The following is a 16183-nucleotide window of genomic DNA, read 5'->3' as shown; positions in this document are numbered from 1 at the left end:
GATTGCCCATGTCCATTTCATCTCCCCTGTTGCGCCTGTTGCTGGTTGGTCTGTTCAGCCTGATCCTCGCTCCCCTGGCGAACGCCGAGGCGAGCAAACGCTTGCGCATCGGCATCACCTTGCACCCTTACTACAGCTACGTGGCCAACATCGTCGGCGACAAGGCCGAGGTGGTGCCGCTGATTCCGGCGGGCTTCAACCCCCATGCCTACGAGCCGCGCGCCGAAGACATCAAGCGCATCGGCACCCTGGACGTGATCGTGCTCAATGGCGTCGGCCATGACGACTTCGCCGACCGCATGATCGCCACCAGCGAGCGCCCGGACATCCCGGTGATCGAAGCCAACGCCAATGTGCCGCTGCTGGCCGCCACCGGCAACGCCGCACGCGGTGCGGGCAAGGTGGTCAACCCGCACACGTTCCTGTCGATCAGTGCGTCGATTGCCCAGGTCAATAACATTGCCCGCGAGTTGGGCAAGCTCGACCCGGACAACGCTAAGACTTACACCCAGAACGCCCGCGCCTACGGCAAACGTCTGCGCCAGATGCGCGCCGATGCCCTGGCCAAGCTGACCAGCGCCCCCAACCCCGACCTGCGCGTGGCCACGGTACACGCGGCCTACGATTACCTGCTGCGCGAGTTCGGCCTGGAAGTCACCGCCGTGGTCGAACCGGCCCACGGCATCGAACCGAGTCCCAGCCAGTTGAAGAAAACCATCGATGAACTGCGCGCCCTGGACGTGAAAGTGATCTTCTCGGAAATGGATTTCCCGTCTTCCTATGTCGACACAATCCAGCGTGAATCCGGGGTCAAGCTGTATCCGCTGTCACATATTTCCTACGGCGAATACAGCGCCCAGAAGTACGAAGTGGAAATGACCGGCAACCTCAATACTGTGGTCCGGGCGATCCAGGAGTCGGGGACATGACGGCGGCAGAACACCTGAACATTGTGAGCAACGGCCCGACGCTGGACTTCGACAACGTCTCGCTGACCCTGGGTCGTACCGTGATTCTCGATGGCGTGAGTTTCCAGGTACAGCCCGGCAGCATCCACGCGCTGGTCGGGCCGAACGGCGGCGGCAAGAGTTCACTGATCAAGACCCTGCTGGGACAAACACCGCATCAGGGCCGATTGAGCCTGGAATGGCCGGCCACGCCCGGCACCATTGGCTACGTGCCCCAGGCCCTGGAGTTCGACCGCGGTTTGCCGATGACCGTGGATGATTTCATGGCTGCCATGTGCCAGCGAAGGCCGGCGTTTCTTGGCCTGTCCCGGCACTACGCCGGTGCGATTGGCGAGGCACTGGAGCGGGTCGGCATGCAGGACAAACGCAAGCGGCGCATGGGTGCGCTGTCCGGTGGCGAGCGCCAGCGCGTGTTGCTGGCCCAGGGCCTGATTCCGGCGCCGCAATTGCTGGTGCTGGATGAGCCGATGTCGGCGCTGGACGAGGCCGGTATCCAGGTGTTCGAACGCTTGCTCAGCGACTGGCGCCTGGCCGGAATCACCGTGCTGTGGATCGAGCATGACCTTGAAGCCGTTGGCCGTCTGGCCGACCAAGTGACCGGCTTGAACCGGCGCGTGCTGTTCGACGCCACGCCTGAGCAAGCGCTGACCCCGGATCGCCTGCTGACCCTGTTTTCCACTCACCCTCGGAGCCCGGCGCAATGAGTTATGAAGCGTTTCGCTTGATGGTCCAGGGCTGGGCGTCTTCCGGCTATTTGCCGGAGGCGCTGGCTTACGGTTTTGTGGTCAACGCGCTGCTCGCCGGGTTGCTGATCGGCCCGGTATTGGGCGGACTGGGCACGCTGGTGGTGGTCAAGCGCTTTGCGTTTTTCTCCGAAGCGGTCGGCCATGCCGCACTGACCGGCGTGGCCGTGGGCATCCTGCTCGGTGAACCCTACACCGGGCCCTACGGCAGCCTGTTCGGCTACTGCCTGCTGTTCGGCATCCTGCTCAATTACCTGCGCAACCGAACCGGCCTGGCGCCGGATACGCTGATCGGCGTGTTTCTGTCGGTGTCCCTGGCGCTGGGCGCCAGCCTGCTGTTGATCCTGGCCGGCAAGATCAATGTGCACATTCTGGAAAACGTGCTGTTTGGCTCGGTGCTGACGGTCAACGGCAACGACTTGCTGGTGCTGGCGGTGGTCGGTGCGCTGGTGATGGCCCTGGCGTTGCCGCTGTACAACCGCATCATGCTCGCCAGCTTCAACCCGCAACTGGCGGCAGTGCGCGGCGTGGCGGTGAAGACCCTGGACTATCTGTTCGTGATTCTGGTGACGCTGATCACCGTCGCTGCGGTCAAGGTGATCGGGGCCATCCTCGTCGGTGCCCTGCTGGTAATTCCGGCGGCGGCGGCGCGGCTGTTGAGCCAGTCGCTCAAGGGCTTCTTCTGGGTGTCGGTGGCAATCGCTACCGTCAGTACCCTGTGCGGCATCCTGCTGCCGATCATCTTCGACCTGCCTGTGCCGTCCGGTGCCGCGATCATTCTGGTTGCCGGCATCGCCTTCGCCTTCGCCGCCATCGCGCGCGGCACCGTGCCCAGCCTCAAAGGGAATCTTGGATAATGCGCCCTGTCTTTCGCCCACTGGCCCTGACCATTGCCTGCTTGCTCAGCACCTCGGCGCTCGCCGTCGTGGATGGCTTTCAAACCAGGGACTTCGTTGCCAACCATGGCCTTGGTCATGCCGCGCTGACCAAGGCCAAAGCGGTAAAGCCGGTCAAGGTGCTGGCTTCATTGCCGATCACCTACGGCCTCGCCGACATGCTGCTCAAAGGCTCCGACGTGCAGCTCGAACGCGCGGCACCCGCCAATTTGCCCGGTACGCGGCAAGTGTCCTACTTCACCGGGCGCGGTGCGCCGGCACTGAGCCAACTGGCCCAGGATGCCGATGCCGCCATCGGCCTGCGCTCGCTGTGGGCGGATGATCCGCTGTACCCCGTGGCGCGGCGCAGCAACATCCGCATTGTCGAAGTCGACGCCGCGCGCCCGGTGGACGGCGGTTTGCCGGGCATCGCCGTGCAGCCGGGCGTCAGCGATGGCTTGAACAGCCAACCGTGGCAGTCGAGCAACAATATGGGGCGCATGGCCGATGTGTTGGCGGCGGACCTGAGCCGCCTGGCGCCGGGCGCCAAAGCGCAGATCGACGCTAACCTGGCCGCGCTCAAGCAACGCCTGCTCAAGCTCACCGCCGACAGCGAGGCGCGCCTGGCCAGGGCCGATAATCTGAGTGTGGTCAGCTTGAGCGATCACTTTGCCTATCTGGTCAGCAGCTTGAACCTGGAAGTGCTCAGTACCGACGCACGTCCGGATGCAGACTGGACGCCTGACGCGCTGCAAACGCTCAGTGCGCAGTTGAAGGACAATGACGTGGCGCTGGTGCTGCACCACCGCCAGCCGAGTGAGGCCGTGAAAGCGGCTGTCAGTGCCGGCGGCGCCAGCCTGCTGGTGTTGAACGTAGACGGTGCTGATCCTGTGAAAGAGCTGGAAACCAATGTGGATCAGGTGATCAAGACGCTGATGCCATGACGTCCACCCCCACATGAATCGCATCATGGCGCCAGAACTCCAGGTCGCAATCGATCAAGCGCTGGTGCTGGTCATAGTTGACCCGGGCGATCCGCAAGCCCGGGCTGCCCACCGATACGCGCAACGCAGCGGCGGCTTCCACCGGCAATGAGGTCGGCACGATCTCGAAACGCACCCGCCCGTAGTGCAAGTCGTACTTGCGTGCATAGAGTTCGGTCATCGACTGATTCAAATCGCACGTCAGGATTCCCGGGAAATAGTGGGGGTTGAGGTAGTGCTCCACGTACAGCACCAGACGCCCGTCGATCCTGCGCGCCCGGCAAATCTGGATCACGCTGGACAACGCCGGCAATTGCAGCCACGCACACACCGCCGCCGACGCCGGTTGCAGCCGCGCGCAAATGACCTCAGTGGAGGCGACGCGCCCCTGGTCGCTGACCATCGCGTGAAAGTGGCTGCGTTGCATCAGGTTATAGGCCAGCCGGGGTGGCGAGACGAACCAGCCCCTGCGCTCCTCGCGATAGATCTGCCCTTGGGCCTCAAGCTGTAGCAAGGCTTCGCGCACGGTAATCCGGGTGGTCCCGAACAACTCGCTGAGCTTGCGTTCGGCGGGCAGTTTGCTGGCAGGCGGCAACAGGCCATGATCGATCTGCTCTTGCAGCGCCAGGCCGATGGAGGTTACCGCCTTGATTGCCTCATCACGCATCAACGTTACCTATCTGGACTAGACCAGCACCGTTCAGGTGCATAAAACGCGCTCTTCCTGGGCTTGTGCTGCTGCGTGCCAGCCTAGGCATTGCAGATGACCGACAGATGACAACGGACGTCGCTGCCCGCACCACACCCTGCAATACATCGGCCAAGTCCATGGCCTGCGGGCACTTGGGCATGGTCTACGCTATGTCTGAGCTGAACGACACCCGTGCTTCAAAAACGACATCGACATGAAACTGTCATCCATCGGGCCTAGATTGGCTCAGGTATTGCTGACCTAGACCACACCCTCGCCAACGTTCATATAAAACGCCGCGTGTAAAACGCCCAAAGGAGCTTCGGATGAAACAGCTTTTCCTGGCATCACTGTTAGGCTCGACCATTGCCATGTGCACCGCCGCCATGGCCGCTGATACCGATCTAAAAACCTTGGAAGCCGCCGCCAAGAGCGAGGGCGCCGTGAACAGCGTCGGCATGCCCGATGACTGGGCCAACTGGAAAGGCACCTGGGACGACCTGGCCAGGATCTACGGCCTCAAGCACATCGACACCGACATGAGCTCGGCCCAGGAAATCGCCAAGTTCAAAGCCGAAAAAGACAATGCCAGCGCCGATATCGGCGACGTAGGCGCGGCCTTCGGTCCCATCGCGGTGAAGCAGGAGGTCACTCAAGCGTACAAACCTTCCACCTGGGCTTCGGTACCGGATTGGGCGAAGGACAAAGACGGCCACTGGGCGCTGGCCTACACCGGCACTATCGCGTTCATCGTCAACAAGAAATTGCTGCACGGCTCTGAAGTCCCGACCAGTTGGGCCGACCTGCAAACCGGCAAATACAAAGTGTCGGTGGGTGACGTAAGCACCGCCGCCCAAGCCTCCAACGCAGTACTCGCCGCAGCCATCGCCAACAAGGGCGACGAGAAAAACATCGCACCGGGCCTGCAGTTTTTCACCAAGATTGCCCAGCAAGGTCGCCTCGGCCTGTCCAACCCGACCATCGCCACCCTGGAAAAAGGCGAAGTCGAAGTGGGTATCGTCTGGGACTTCAACGGCCTGAGCTACAAGGCCAAGATGGCCAACCCGGATGACTACGTGGTGCTGATCCCATCGGATGGCTCGGTGAAATCCGGCTACACCACGATCATCAACAAGTACGCCAAGCACCCGAACGCCGCCAAGCTGACGCGCGAATACATCTTCAGCGATGCCGGTCAACTCAACCTGGCCAAAGGCAATGCCCGTCCGATCCGCGCCGAAACCGACTTGAAGCTGCCGGCTGACATCGCCAAAAACCTGATCCCGGGTGAGCAGTACACCAAGGCCAACCCGCAACCGATCAAGGATGCCGATGCCTGGGAAGCCACGTCCAAGAAACTGCCGCAGCTGTGGAACGAGCAGGTCATTGTAGAAATGAAGTAAGCCTGTACCCCACATTGGAGATCCACTGGAGATCCAATGTGGGAGGGGGCTTGCCCCCGATAGCGGTGGGTCATGCAACCAACTCATTGACTGATCTGCTGCTATTGGGGGCAAGCCCCCTCCCACACTGCTGCACCGTTTCCAACGGGAAATCGAGTCACGCCTGAAATCTTTGTCGCGGAGCCCCAGCCCCCATGAAGCACCCTGTCATCCTTGTCGTGCTCGACGGCCTGAACGCCGGGGTCGCCCGGCACGCCATGGGGCACTTGCAGGCTTATGTCGGCGCAGGACGCGCAGCCTTCTACACACTGGAATGTGAACTGCCCGCCCTGTCCCGCCCGTTGTATGAATGCATCCTGACCGGCGTGCCGCCGATCCAGAGCGGCATCGTCCACAACAACGTCGCGCGCCTGTCCAGCCAGCGCAGCATTTTCCACTACGCCACCCGTGCCGGCTTGACCACCGCGGCGGCGGCTTACCATTGGGTCAGCGAATTGTATAACCGCACGCCCTTTCTCGCCGCCCGTGATCGTCATACCGACGATGCGGCGCTGGCGATCCAGCATGGGCATTTCTACTGGAATGACCACTACCCGGATTCTCACCTGTTTGCCGACGCCGAAAGCCTGCGCCTCAAGCACGCGCCGGACTTTCTGCTGGTGCACCCGATGAACATCGACGATGCCGGTCACAAGCACGGCCTCGACAGTGCGCAGTACCGCAACAGCGCACGCTCGGCCGACATTATTCTGGCCGATTACCTGCAAGGCTGGCTCGACGCCGGTTACCAGGTGCTGGTCACCGCCGACCACGGCATGAACAACGACCGCTCCCACAACGGCCTGCTGCCGGAGGAACGCGAAGTGCCCCTGTTTGTACTGGGCGACGCCTTCAGCCTGGAGGCCACCGCCGCGCCGAAACAGACCGATCTGTGCGGCACCGTCTGCGAACTGCTCGGCGTGCCCCACGACAAACCGGTCTGCCGGGAGTTGCTCAAATGAGTGCCATGGTTCGCGGCAAATGGCTGGCTTTACTGTGCCTGGTGCCCTTCGCGCTGTTCTTTATCGTGTTCCAAATCGCGCCGTTGGCCTGGGTGCTGATCAACAGCCTGCAAACCGAAGACAGCGGCTGGAGCGTGGAGAATTTCACGCGCATTTTCAGTTCGAAGTTCTACCTGCAGGCGATCCAGTTCAGCCTCGAGATCAGCTTCTACTCCAGCGTCTTCGGCATCATCATCGCCACGCTGGGCAGTTACTCCCTGCGCCGGGTCGATTCGCCGCTGCGCAATTTCGTCACGGCGTTTGCCAACATGACCAGCAACTTCGCCGGCGTGCCCCTGGCCTTCGCGTTCATCATCCTGCTGGGGTTCAACGGCAGCATCACCATCATGCTCAAGCAGGCGGGGATCATCGAGGATTTCAACCTGTACTCGAAAACCGGCTTGATCCTCCTCTACACCTACTTCCAGATCCCCCTCGGCGTCCTGCTGCTGTACCCGGCCTTTGACGCCCTGCGTGAAGACTGGCGCGAATCGGCCGCCCTGCTCGGCGCCAATGGCTGGCAGTTCTGGCGGCATATCGGCTTGCCGGTCCTGACCCCCGCACTGCTCGGCACGTTCGTGATTCTGCTGGCCAACGCCCTTGGCGCCTATGCCACCGTGTACGCCCTCACCACCGGCAACTTCAATGTGCTGCCGATCCGCATCGCGGGGCTGGTGTCCGGTGACGTGTCACTGGACCCGAACATGGCCAGCGCCCTGGCCGTGGTGCTGGTGGCGCTGATGACCGTGGTCACGGTGGTCCATCAACTGCTGCTCAAGAGGAGCTACCATGTCTCGCGCTGATGCCGGCCCGGCGTCCCTCTACCATCGGGTGGTGGTGTACGTGCTGTTCCTGATCCTGGTACTGCCGCTGGCAGGCACCTTTGTCTATTCGATCTCCAGCAGTTGGTCGGCCACCATCCTGCCCGCCGGCTTCAGCCTGAAATGGTATGTGCAGCTATGGAGCGACCCGCGCTTCCTGATGGCCTTCGGGCAATCGCTGCTGGTGTGCGTGGGTGCACTGATCCTGTCGGTGCTGCTGATTCTGCCGCTGCTGTTCGTGGTGCACTACCACTTCCCCAGGCTGGATGCGCTGATGAACATCCTGATCCTGCTGCCGTTCGCGGTGCCGCCGGTGGTGTCGTCGGTGGGCCTGCTGCAACTGTACGGGTCCGGGCCACTGGCGATGGTGGGTACGCCGTGGATTCTGATCGGCTGCTACTTCACCGTGGCGCTGCCGTTCATGTACCGCGCAATCACCAACAACCTGCAGGCGATCAATCTGCGCGACCTGATGGACGCCTCGCAACTGCTCGGCGCCAGCACCTGGCAAGCGGCGATCCTGGTCGTGCTGCCCAATCTGCGCAAAGGCCTGATGGTGGCGCTGCTGCTGTCGTTCTCATTCCTGTTCGGTGAGTTCGTGTTCGCCAACATCCTGGTCGGCACTCGCTATGAAACCCTGCAGGTGTACCTGAACAATATGCGCAACAGCAGCGGCCATTTCACCAGTGCCGTCGTGATCTCCTATTTCTTTTTTGTGCTGGTGCTGACCTGGGCCGCCAATATCTTGAACAAGGACAAAAGCCAATGAGCTTCGTCAGCGTCCAACACCTGCAAAAAAGCTACACCGGCACCCCGGTATTCAGCGATATCAACTGCGAAATCGCCAAGGGCGAGTTTGTCACCCTGCTCGGCCCGTCCGGTTGCGGCAAGTCGACCTTGCTGCGCTGCATCGCCGGGCTGACCTCGGTGGACAGTGGGAAAATTCTGCTGGATGGCCAGGACATCGTCCCGCTGAGCCCGCAGAAACGGCAGATCGGCATGGTGTTCCAGAGCTACGCGCTGTTCCCCAACATGACCGTGGAACAGAACGTTGCGTTCGGCCTGCGCATGCAAAAAGTCAACGCCGACGACAGTCACAAACGGGTCCAGGAAGTATTGCAACTGGTCGAGCTCAAAGACCTGGCCGGCCGTTATCCGCACCAGATGTCAGGCGGGCAGTGCCAGCGCGTCGCCCTCGCCCGCTCACTGGTGACCCGCCCGCGCCTGTTGCTGCTGGATGAACCACTGTCGGCGCTGGACGCACGGATCCGCAAACACCTGCGCGAGCAGATCCGCCAGATCCAGCGCGAACTCGGGTTGACCACGATTTTCGTCACCCATGACCAGGAAGAAGCCCTGATCATGTCAGACCGTATCTTCCTGATGAATCAGGGCAGGATCGTACAGAGTGGCGATGCCGAGACCCTCTACACTGCGCCGGTGGATGTGTTCGCCGCCGGGTTTATCGGCAACTACAACCTGCTGGATGCCGACAAGGCCAGCCAACTGCTGCAACGGCCGATCAGTGGGCGCATCGCGATCCGCCCCGAAGCCATCGAACTGAGCCGCACCGGTGAACTTGATGCGCGGGTGCGCAGCCACAGCCTGCTGGGTAACGTGATTCGCTATCGTATCGAAGCCCGTGGTGTGGAGTTGGTGGTGGATGTGCTTAACCGCTCTGCCGACGATCTGCATCCGGACGGCCAGCGCCTGGCACTTTCCATCGACCCCAGCGCGCTGTGTGAAGTAGCCTGACGGGCAACGACTGAATGAGAGAGCATTTCGGATGGCATTGGTAATTTTTGATCTGGACGACACCCTGATCCATGGCGACTGCGCCACCTTATGGAGCGCGCAGATGGGCCGCCTGGGCTGGGTCGACCCTGAATCGTTCATGCGCAGGAACGACGAGCTGATGGCTGCCTACGGCCGAGGCGAGCTGCGCATGGAGGACTTCATGGATTTCAGCCTGGAGCCGATGATCGGCCGCACCCCGCAAGAGATCGAACACCTGGTGGAGCCCTGGGTCGAGGACGTGATCGAGCCGCTGATCTACAGCGACGCGACCCGCACCATCGCCCGTCACCGCGCGAAGGGCGACCGGATCCTGGTGATCTCCGCTTCGGGCACGCACCTGGTCACGCCGATTGCGGCGCGCATCGGCATCGACGAAGTGCTGGGCATCGAACTGGAGGTCAGCCACGGCGTGTACAGTGGCAAGACCGAGGGCGTACTGACTTACCGCGAGGGCAAGATAACGCGCTTGCTGGCATGGCTGGAGCAGGAAGGCGAAACCCTGGACGGCGCGTATTTCTATTCGGACTCGCGCAACGACCTGCCGTTATTGCTGAAGGTGGATCATCCGCAGGTGGTGAACCCCGACCCGGTATTGCGGGCCCACGCCGAACAGGCCGGCTGGCCGATTCATCACTGGGCCTGAACCCACGAAGATCTCCTGTGGGAGATCCCATGTGGTAGGGGGCTTGCCCCCGATGGCGGTGGATCAGATGAAACATTCTTCACTGACACAGCGCTATCGGGAGCAAGCCCCCCTCCCACATGGCTCCTACTACAACTCTGGAATATTCAACGCGATGAGAGCCCGCTTCCACCACGCGAACGCGAACTTGACCTACATTGCAGGTAGGACCGAGCTATTACACCACTCGACATGACCCTCGACGCCTTGCAATGCTCTCACAGTGCCTCCATAGTGAGTCTGGACTGAGCCCGTTGCAGTAGCGTCGGGCTTTTTGCATTATGCGACCGGACCATATGGAACCGGCTCCCTCAAAGACGGCCTAATATGCGTTATCAATTGCCCCCGCGTCGAATCAGCATGAAGCATCTGTTCCCCAGCACCGCCCTCGCTTTTTTCATTGGTCTCGGCTTCGCGTCGATGTCGACCAATACGTTCGCAGCCAATAGCTGGGACAACCTTCAGCCTGATCGCGATGAGGTGATTGCCAGCCTTAACGTCGTCGAGTTGCTCAAGCGCCATCACTACAGCAAGCCGCCGCTGGACGACGCGCGCTCGGTGATCATCTACGACAGCTACCTCAAGCTGCTGGATCCGTCGCGCAGCTACTTCCTGGCCAGTGATATCACTGAGTTCGACAAGTGGAAGACCCAGTTCGACGACCTCCTCAAGAGCGGCGACCTGCAGCCCGGTTTCACCATCTACAAGCGTTACCTGGACCGCGTCAAAGCGCGTCTGGACTTCGCCCTGGGTGAGTTGAACAAAGGCATCGACAAGCTCGACTTCACCGAGAAGGAAACCCTTCTGGTGGACCGCAAGGACGCGCCTTGGTTGACCAGCACCGCCGCGCTCGACGACCTGTGGCGCAAACGCGTCAAGGACGAAGTGCTGCGCCTGAAGATCGCCGGCAAAGAGCCCAAGGCCATCCAGGAGCTGTTGACCAAGCGCTACAAGAATCAACTGGCGCGCCTGGACCAGACCCGTGCCGAAGACATCTTCCAGGCTTACATCAACACTTTCGCGATGTCCTACGACCCGCACACCAATTATCTGTCGCCAGATAACGCGGAAAATTTTGATATCAACATGAGTCTGTCCCTGGAAGGCATCGGTGCCGTCCTGCAAAGCGACAATGACCAGGTCAAGATCGTGCGCCTGGTACCGGCAGGTCCGGCGGACAAGACCAAGCAGGTCGCCCCGACCGACAAGATCATCGGCGTGGCCCAGGCCGACAAAGAGATGGTCGACGTGGTCGGCTGGCGCCTGGACGAAGTGGTCAAGCTGATCCGTGGCCCCAAGGGCAGCGTAGTGCGCCTGGAAGTGATTCCGCACACCAATGCACCGAACGACCAGACCAGCAAGATCGTGTCCATCACCCGTGAAGCGGTGAAGCTCGAAGACCAGGCCGTGCAGAAGAAAGTCCTCAACCTCAAGCAGGATGGCAAGGACTACAAGCTGGGCGTGATTGAAATCCCGGCCTTCTACCTGGACTTCAAGGCCTTCCGTGCCGGCGATCCGGACTACAAGTCCACCACCCGTGACGTTAAGAAAATCCTGACAGAGCTGCAGAAGGAAAAAGTCGACGGCGTGGTCATCGACCTGCGCAACAACGGCGGCGGCTCCCTGCAGGAAGCCACCGAGCTGACCAGCCTGTTTATCGACAAGGGCCCGACCGTGTTGGTACGCAACGCTGACGGCCGTGTCGACGTGCTCGAAGACGAGAACCCTGGCGCGTTCTACAAAGGCCCGATGGCATTGCTGGTCAACCGCCTCTCGGCGTCGGCCTCGGAGATTTTCGCCGGCGCCATGCAGGACTATCACCGTGCCTTGATCGTCGGCGGCCAGACCTTCGGCAAAGGCACCGTGCAGACCATCCAGCCGCTGAACCACGGCGAACTCAAGCTGACCCTGGCCAAGTTCTACCGGGTTTCCGGGCAGAGCACCCAGCATCAGGGCGTACTGCCGGACATCGATTTCCCGTCGATCATCGACACCAAGGAAATCGGCGAGAGCGCCCTGCCCGAAGCCATGCCGTGGGACACCATCCGCCCTGCGATCAAGCCGGCATCCGACCCGTTCAAGCCGTTCCTGGCGCAACTGAAAGCTGACCACGACACGCGCTCCGCCAAGGACGCCGAGTTCGTCTTCATCCGCGACAAGCTGGCCCTGGCCAAGAAGTTGATGGAAGAGAAAACCGTCAGCCTCAACGAAGCGGACCGTCGCAAGCAGCACGCCGACATCGAGAATCAACAGCTCGTGCTGGAAAACGTGCGCCGCAAGGCCAAGGGCGAGGACCCGCTCAAGGAGCTGAAGAAAGAAGATGAAGATGCACTGCCGACCGAGGCGGAAAAAACCAAGCCGGAAGACGATGCCTATCTGGCCGAGACCGGTCGTATCCTGCTGGACTACCTGAAAATCACCAAGCAGGTGGCCAAGCAGTAAATGATGGCAATTTAATGTGATCGCTCCTCGGAGTGTCATCATATAGACATCATTCTGTCGTGAAATAAAGGACCGCAGGTTTCAAGCCTGCGGTCCTTTTTTTCGATCGAGATCGCCATGACCATGACCGAACAGCTGAATGCATTGGGCTCTATCCTGGCTCAAGGCAGTTTGCACAGCCTGTTCCAACCGATCATTTGCCTGTCTGAACGCCAGGTCCTCGGCTACGAGGCCCTCAGCCGCGGCCCTTCCAACAGCCCGTTGCACTCCCCCGTCGCCCTGTTCTCCATCGCCAGCCATGCCGGGCGCCTGAGCGAACTGGAAATGGCGTGCCGTGAAAGTGCATGCCGGCGCTTCAGCGAGCAGAAACTGCCGGGCAAGCTGTTTCTCAATATCTCGCCGGAATCCCTGGTGGAGACGGCGCACCAACCGGGGCGCACGCTGCAACTGCTGCGCGAGTTCGGTATTCCCCCCAGCCAGGTGGTGATCGAACTCACCGAGCAGACGCCCACCGATGATTTCAAGCTGTTGCAGACCGCGTTGCATCACTATCGCGACATGGGCTTTGCCATTGCCCTGGATGACCTGGGCGCCGGTTACTCCAGCCTGCGGTTGTGGTCGGAGCTACGCCCTGATTATGTGAAGATCGACCGCCACTTTATCGACGGTATCCACCAGGACGCCCTCAAACGCGAATTTGTCGGCTCGATCATGCAGATCGCCAAGGCCTCACGAGCCCAAGTGATCGCCGAAGGCATTGAACTGCCGGAAGAGTTGGCGGTGTTGACGGAAATGGGCGTGGACCTGGTCCAGGGCTACCTGCTCTGCCGTCCCCAGGAACATCCACCGCAGCAAGCTCGCCTGATGCTGCCCAAGCCGGACCACGCCAATATCGCCCTGAATGAAGAAGCCAGTGACCTCAGCGCGCTGCTCATTGAACAGCCGGCGGTGGATCAAGACACGGCAACCGCCCAGGTGCTCGAAGCATTCCGGCGCCAGGCCAACCTGAACTCACTGGCGGTGCTCGATACCCGCGGCCACCCGGTGGGCATCGTGCATCGACACTCGCTGTCGGACGCGCTGCTCAAACCCTTCGCGACCGACCTGTTCGCACGCAAGCCGATCAGCCGCCTGATGAACGATGACTTTCTGGCCGTAGAGTTGAGCCAGTCCCTGCAGCAGGTCAGCCGCTTGCTCACCAGCCGCGCGCGGCAACGCATCGAAGAAGATTTCATCATTACCTTGAATGGCGATTATCTGGGCCTGGGCCGGGTCATCGATGTGCTCAAACTGATCACCGAGCTGAAAATCCAGCAGGCGCGCTACGCCAACCCGCTCACCCTGCTACCGGGCAACGTGCCGATCCAGCAGTGCCTGACGCGCCTGCTGCAGCAACAGCGTGAATCGGTGATCTGTTACGTGGATATCGACAGCTTCAAGCCCTTCAACGATATCTATGGTTATGGGCGCGGTGACGAGGTGCTGTTGTGCCTGGCACAGTGCCTGAACGACCGGGTCGATCCCAGTCGCGACTTTGTCGGGCATATCGGTGGCGATGACTTTCTGCTGGTGCTGGGCCCACAGGACTGGCGCAAACGGCTCAATCAACTGCTGGACGACTTTCACACCCAATGCCGACGCTTCTACCGCGCCGAGCACCTCGACGCCGGCTGCTTCACCGCACTCAACCGCCAGGGCGTGCGCCAGGAGTTCGCCCTGCTTTCACTGTCGATTGGCGTGGTGCATTTGTATCCACAGGCCTGTGCACAACTCGATGCCAGCCAGTTGGCAGAGCTGGCGTCGCAGGCCAAGCACCATGCCAAGGACATCGCCGGCTACAGCATCCACGTGATCGACAGCCTGGACCTGCTCTCGGCTTAAGCCTCGGCGGACTCGGGATACTCGTATTCGAACACCCGCACCACCTCCGAAGCGTGCCAGGAAGCGGCGGCCACGCCGTCGGAAGGCCCGCTGAAACGCCCCAGGCGCTCCACGCATTCAAAGAACCCCGTGCGCGGCAGGCGGCTGGCACCCTGGCTGATCACCAGGGAACTGCGCAGCGGCTGCTCGGCCTTGGCGTCCAGCGCCGCCAGGTGCTCCAGGGCGGCGGCCAGCGTCTGCATCGCCGGCGTCGGAAATTGCAGGCGCTCGAGCAGCGCACGGTAGGTCAGCAGATGGCGCTGGCGGCGCGCCTGGTCCAGTTCGTTGAGTAATCCATCCCAATGTTGACGGCTGATACGTAGGCTCAAGATTCATCCCTCCAACCTGCAACGCCCAATTCCCAGGCCAGGCTGCGGCGAATGGCGGCATCCGGCTGGCGTTCACCACTTTCGATCAAACCAAGATACGAGGGGCTGATACCCACTGTGCGCGCCAGGGTTTCGATGGCCAGGCCCTTGGCCTCGCGCAGGCCGCGCAGGGCTGCGAGCGGGCGCAGTTGCTGGTCGGTGGCAATCGGTGCGGCAGAGGAAGAAGCCAGTGTGGGTGGTGGCTGACCGGCCGCTTTTAGCAGCGCCTGGTACTGGTCCCATGGCAACACCGCATATTCGGGTTCGCCATCGCGTGAAATGATCTGAATATCCATGACTGCCCCGTAGGATAAAAACACTTACCAAGTAAGTTATTTCCTTACTCCTTCCTTGGAAGTGTAATCCTAACAGCCACGGAGGTCGCAGTGGATAGCCAAAAGCATTAGTTTTTTTGCGGGTTTTCCTGGGCGAGCAGCTCGGGTGTGGCCGGCAGGCGCTCGACCACGGCCAGCTTTTCAGGGCGTTGCGCATCGCGCCAGGCGCGAAAAGCGCTGAGCTCACCGCTCAGGGTCTTCATGACCCACGCCAGCACGGCGATATCATCGAACATGCCGAACATGGGAATAAAATCCGGAATCGCGTCAATCGGACTGAGGAAGTACATCAGCCCCGCCACCACCGAAATCAGCGCCTTGGGGCTGATTGCCCGATACTCGCCGCGCCAGTAGGCCAGGCACAGGGCCTGGAGCAGCTTGAGGTCATCCTTGAGCTGGCCCAACCGATTACCCTGGCTCGAACCTTTGGCCGCGACAGCAAACAGCAGGGTCGGCAGACGGCCACGCCCCAGCAAGCGCGCGGCTATGGGCAGGAAACGGGTGAAATTGAAGGGTGGTTTCATGTGTCACTCCAGTTCCATACGACAGAAAGGTTATCCACACAAATTGTGGATAACCTTGTGAACAGAGCCTTTTTTCCTGGCTGAAAGCCACGGACTACAAGGCTTGCAGTCAGATCGGGCGTTTTTTGCGCACATCAGAAAATCCCAATATTTCATTGACTTGGCAGGTCTGTGCGGCTACCCGTGTTCGAGTCTTATATCAGACTGTGTCAAGTTGGGGACGTTCGTTCGGATTTGCAGAGGCTTCAATGTGACAGCTGGCGCGCCTGCAGTAGCCTACCTCCAGAGCCCCCAACCGTAACCACGATGCGAAGCGAGCCGCTCTTGATCTTGATCTGCCTTTGATCTTGATCTCAGGCGCCCCGTTAAACCACGCTGGCCGAACGCAGGCTTGAATCCGTGGGTAACCCGGCAGGACGCCGGGTTACCCACGGATTCAAGCCTGCGTTCGGGCACACCGAGCCTAGGCGAGGTGCCGAGTGGTGGGGCAAGAGCCCTAATGAGATGGTCAGCCCGGCGAGAACCTCAGGTCTACACTACTGAGGTTCTCACTTTTCCTGAGGAGGCTTTCTCATGAACAGCGTAACGATT

Annotated in this window: 16 protein-coding genes; 12 read left to right on the top strand and 4 right to left on the bottom strand. The window is 61.0% G+C overall.

Features of this window, described 5'->3' with window-relative positions:
• Positions 1–8 precede the first annotated feature (8 nt).
• Genes PspCFBP13528_RS26990 through PspCFBP13528_RS26975 form a run of 4 tightly spaced genes read left to right on the top strand, consistent with a single transcriptional unit; the run spans position 9 to position 3530 of the window.
• The gene (locus tag PspCFBP13528_RS26990) at positions 9–929 is read left to right on the top strand and encodes a metal ABC transporter substrate-binding protein (RefSeq protein ID WP_065951104.1); all 921 of its coding nucleotides are present in this window, start codon (positions 9–11) and stop codon (positions 927–929) included.
• Positions 926–1672, top strand: a complete 747-nt coding sequence (locus PspCFBP13528_RS26985; protein WP_101221378.1) for a metal ABC transporter ATP-binding protein — start codon at positions 926–928, stop codon at positions 1670–1672. The genes PspCFBP13528_RS26990 and PspCFBP13528_RS26985 overlap by 4 nt, the downstream gene beginning before the upstream one ends.
• Entirely contained in the window at positions 1669–2568 is a 900-nt protein-coding gene (locus PspCFBP13528_RS26980; RefSeq protein ID WP_065951106.1) for a metal ABC transporter permease, read from the top strand. The genes PspCFBP13528_RS26985 and PspCFBP13528_RS26980 overlap by 4 nt, the downstream gene beginning before the upstream one ends.
• A complete protein-coding gene (locus PspCFBP13528_RS26975; RefSeq protein ID WP_137201876.1) occupies positions 2568–3530 on the top strand; it encodes a zinc ABC transporter substrate-binding protein in 963 nt (320 codons plus the stop codon). The genes PspCFBP13528_RS26980 and PspCFBP13528_RS26975 overlap by 1 nt, the downstream gene beginning before the upstream one ends.
• Here the strand turns inward: PspCFBP13528_RS26975 and PspCFBP13528_RS26970 are convergent.
• Positions 3511–4236 (bottom strand): UTRA domain-containing protein, encoded by a 726-nt coding sequence (locus tag PspCFBP13528_RS26970; protein WP_065951108.1) that lies wholly within the window; start codon positions 4234–4236, stop codon positions 3511–3513. The two genes, PspCFBP13528_RS26975 and PspCFBP13528_RS26970, sit on opposite strands and share 20 nt — an antisense overlap.
• A gap of 350 nt (positions 4237–4586) precedes the next feature.
• On the opposite strand from PspCFBP13528_RS26970, the gene PspCFBP13528_RS26965 reads away from it, so the two are divergent.
• From PspCFBP13528_RS26965 to PspCFBP13528_RS26930, 8 genes are all read left to right on the top strand, one after another.
• Positions 4587–5663 carry an ABC transporter substrate-binding protein gene (locus tag PspCFBP13528_RS26965; protein WP_065951109.1) on the top strand — a complete coding sequence of 359 codons (1077 nt, stop codon included), beginning with the start codon at positions 4587–4589 and terminating at the stop codon, positions 5661–5663.
• A 194-nt stretch (positions 5664–5857) separates the two neighbouring features.
• Positions 5858–6664, top strand: a complete 807-nt coding sequence (locus PspCFBP13528_RS26960) for an alkaline phosphatase family protein (protein WP_137201875.1) — start codon at positions 5858–5860, stop codon at positions 6662–6664.
• The gene (locus tag PspCFBP13528_RS26955) at positions 6661–7506 is read left to right on the top strand and encodes an ABC transporter permease subunit (protein ID WP_101221375.1); all 846 of its coding nucleotides are present in this window, start codon (positions 6661–6663) and stop codon (positions 7504–7506) included. The genes PspCFBP13528_RS26960 and PspCFBP13528_RS26955 overlap by 4 nt, the downstream gene beginning before the upstream one ends.
• Positions 7493–8293: an ABC transporter permease gene (locus PspCFBP13528_RS26950; protein WP_101221374.1), complete on the top strand. Its 801-nt coding sequence runs from the start codon at positions 7493–7495 to the stop codon at positions 8291–8293. Before PspCFBP13528_RS26955 ends, PspCFBP13528_RS26950 begins: the two co-directional genes overlap by 14 nt.
• On the top strand, positions 8290–9279 hold the full coding sequence (locus tag PspCFBP13528_RS26945; protein ID WP_101221373.1) for an ABC transporter ATP-binding protein: 990 nt from the start codon (positions 8290–8292) through the stop codon (positions 9277–9279). The genes PspCFBP13528_RS26950 and PspCFBP13528_RS26945 overlap by 4 nt, the downstream gene beginning before the upstream one ends.
• A 31-nt stretch (positions 9280–9310) precedes the next feature.
• Positions 9311–9964 (top strand): HAD family hydrolase, encoded by a 654-nt coding sequence (locus PspCFBP13528_RS26940; protein WP_065951113.1) that lies wholly within the window; start codon positions 9311–9313, stop codon positions 9962–9964.
• Between the two features lie 399 nt (positions 9965–10363).
• Positions 10364–12445 carry a carboxy terminal-processing peptidase gene (locus PspCFBP13528_RS26935; RefSeq protein ID WP_232790613.1) on the top strand — a complete coding sequence of 694 codons (2082 nt, stop codon included), beginning with the start codon at positions 10364–10366 and terminating at the stop codon, positions 12443–12445.
• 117 nt (positions 12446–12562) lie between these two features.
• A complete protein-coding gene (locus PspCFBP13528_RS26930; protein ID WP_101221371.1) occupies positions 12563–14326 on the top strand; it encodes a bifunctional diguanylate cyclase/phosphodiesterase in 1764 nt (587 codons plus the stop codon).
• On the opposite strand, the gene PspCFBP13528_RS26925 is transcribed toward PspCFBP13528_RS26930, so the two are convergent.
• From PspCFBP13528_RS26925 to PspCFBP13528_RS26915, 3 genes are all read right to left on the bottom strand, one after another.
• Positions 14323–14694, bottom strand: coding sequence for a hypothetical protein (locus tag PspCFBP13528_RS26925; protein WP_005786715.1), 372 nt, complete (start codon positions 14692–14694; stop codon positions 14323–14325). The two genes, PspCFBP13528_RS26930 and PspCFBP13528_RS26925, sit on opposite strands and share 4 nt — an antisense overlap.
• Positions 14691–15029, bottom strand: a complete 339-nt coding sequence (locus PspCFBP13528_RS26920) for a helix-turn-helix transcriptional regulator (RefSeq protein WP_101221370.1) — start codon at positions 15027–15029, stop codon at positions 14691–14693. The genes PspCFBP13528_RS26925 and PspCFBP13528_RS26920 overlap by 4 nt, the downstream gene beginning before the upstream one ends.
• Before the next feature lie 107 nt (positions 15030–15136).
• Positions 15137–15592 carry a YkvA family protein gene (locus PspCFBP13528_RS26915; protein ID WP_065932250.1) on the bottom strand — a complete coding sequence of 152 codons (456 nt, stop codon included), beginning with the start codon at positions 15590–15592 and terminating at the stop codon, positions 15137–15139.
• Between the last annotated feature and the right edge of the window lie 591 nt (positions 15593–16183).

This window comes from Pseudomonas sp. CFBP13528, assembly GCF_005233615.1.
In the GTDB taxonomy this organism is placed as follows: domain Bacteria; phylum Pseudomonadota; class Gammaproteobacteria; order Pseudomonadales; family Pseudomonadaceae; genus Aquipseudomonas; species Aquipseudomonas fluorescens_AM.
This window is presented reverse-complemented; position numbering and strand designations above follow the sequence as displayed.